Below are 2,380 nucleotides of genomic sequence, written 5' to 3'. Positions count from 1 at the left end.
TATCAGAAGTTCCTCAACGAGAAGAAGGTATGAATCCTTACGAAGTGATGCTTTCTGAATCCCAGGAAAGAATGATAGTAGTTATCAAAAAAGGAAAAGAGAAAGAAATTAAAAATATTTTTGATAAATGGAGGTTAAATTTTGCCATTATAGGGGAGGTTACTTCTGATCAGAATTTTAGAATCAAGGATCGAGGTAAGGTGGTAGCTGAAATACCAGCTAAGTCATTAACTGAGGGAGTCCCCATTTGCTTTAGAAAAGGGAAAAAACCGGTTTATTTGGAAAAGATTAATATTTTAAACTTGAAAAAACTGGCTGAGCCCAAAGATTTTAACCAGGCTTTATTGCAACTATTAAGCTCTCCGAATATAGCTAGCAAAGAGAATATTTACGAACAGTATGATCATATGATCCAAACTAATACCCTAATTTTTCCTGGCGATGATGCTGCTATATTAAGAATAAGGGGGACTAAAAAGGCTATGGCCTTAACTACTGACGGCAATGGAAGGTATTGTTATCTTGATCCTTTTCTGGGGGGGAAGATTGCAGTAGCAGAGGCTGCTCGCAACCTTTCTTGTAAGGGGGCTTTGCCTCGAGCAGTGACCGATTGTCTGAATTTTGGAAATCCCGAAAAAGAGGAGATATATTGGCAATTAGAAGAGGCAATTAAAGGGGTGAGTGAGGCTTGCCGGGTATTAGAGACCCCCGTAATAAGTGGAAATGTAAGTTTGTACAATGAAAATAAGGGAGAGGCTATTTTCCCCACGCCGATAATTGGAATGATTGGTATAGTTGAAGATTACCATAATATTTGTTCCTTGGAATTTAAAAATGAAGGTGACCTCATTATACTTTTAGGGGAAAATAAAGAGGAATTAGGGGGGAGTGAATATTTAAAGGTTTTTCATAATTTGGAAAGAGGAGTGCCTCCCCAAATAGATTTAATCAAAGAAAAGGCAGTACAACAGGTTTGCCGAGAAGCGATAAATGAGAATTTACTTTCTTCTGCGCATGATTGTTCAGATGGGGGCTTGGCTGTAACCCTGGCGGAATGTTGTATTACCGGGGGAAAGGGGGCCAAAGTAGCGCTTCCAGAAAAGATTCGAAATGATGCCTTATTATTTGGAGAGACCCAATCCCGAATCATTATTTCTATCTCTCCTAAAAATCTATCCTGGTTACAGGAAATGGTAAATAAAAATAAAGTTTCCTTTCAGGTATTAGGCCAAATAGAAGGGGACAGGCTGCAGATTAAAGGTTTAATTAATTTAAAAGTAGAAGAATTAGAAATGGCCTGGAAAGGAGATTGGGTAAAGAATAATGCATGAGGAATGTGGAATTTTTGGTATTTATAATCAAGAAGACAATTCTTTAGAGGTAGCTAAAATAACTTATTTTGGACTTTATGCCCTTCAACACCGAGGACAGGAGAGCGCAGGAATAGCTATATCCGATGGTGAAAAAATTTTAGTGTATAAAGACTTAGGATTAGTTTCAGAAGTATTTAACGAAGAAAAGCTAAAGACTTTGCAAGGTAATTGTGCTATTGGTCACGTGCGGTATTCAACTACAGGGGCTAATAATTGGGTGAATAGTCAACCTTTATTAAAAAAATATCAGGGAGGGACTTTTTCTTTAGCTCATAATGGTAATTTGGTAAACCAAGATGAACTAAAAAGAATATTTAAGGGGGAGGTTAATAAATTTTCTTCTTCCTCAGATAGTGAAATGATCTGTAATTTGATAGCGGCGAGTCAGGAAGAAAATATTGAAAATAGCATTAAAACTGTAGCAGCTTTACTAAAAGGGGCTTTTTCTTTAGTGATAATGACTGAAGACCAATTAATCGGATTAAAAGATTCTTTTGGTTTCCATCCCCTGGCTTTAGGAAAATTGGGAAATTCCTATGTTCTTGCCTCTGAGACCTGTGCGTTTAGTCTTATTGGGGCTGAATTTATTCGAGAAATAGAACCAGGAGAAATGGTAGTAATAGATAAAAAGGGATTGAAATCCACCAAAATATTGTCCAGTAAGAGGAAGGCATTTTGTATTTTTGAATTTATCTACTTTGCTCGTCCAGATAGTAATATCTATGGAGAAAATGTAGCTTTAAGTCGGCAAAAGATGGGGCGAAAATTGGCTCAAGAATACCCGGTGGCAGCAGATCTAGTGATTCCTGTTCCTGATTCGGGCGTTTCTGCCGCTCTGGGTTATGCCAATTATTCTGGTATTCCTTATGGAGAAGGATTAATAAAAAATCGTTATGTGGGCAGAACTTTTATCCAGTCAGACCAGTTAATTCGGGAAGGTTCGGTGAAGATTAAACTTTCTCCTTTAAAAGAAATTTTAAATGGTAAAAGAGTAGTATTGATAGATG

Annotated in this window: 2 protein-coding genes; both read left to right on the top strand. The window is 37.1% G+C overall.

All coding sequences use genetic code 11. The annotated features are described in order from the left end of the window. Positions 1-1,331 (top strand): AIR synthase-related protein (locus tag COZ07_RS03015; protein WP_406607112.1); only part of this gene is annotated, 1,331 nt, incomplete at its 5' end. Continuing rightward, the coding region (gene purF, locus COZ07_RS03010; protein WP_406607111.1) for an amidophosphoribosyltransferase at positions 1,324-2,380 on the top strand (1,057 nt) is incomplete at its 3' end. The genes COZ07_RS03015 and purF, both read left to right, overlap by 8 nt.

It is taken from the genome of Candidatus Infernicultor aquiphilus, assembly GCF_002784285.1.
In the GTDB taxonomy this organism is placed as follows: domain Bacteria; phylum Atribacterota; class Phoenicimicrobiia; order Phoenicimicrobiales; family Phoenicimicrobiaceae; genus Infernicultor; species Infernicultor aquiphilus.
The sequence above is the reverse complement of the archived record's forward strand: the minus strand, read 5'-3'. Positions and strand labels throughout refer to the sequence as shown.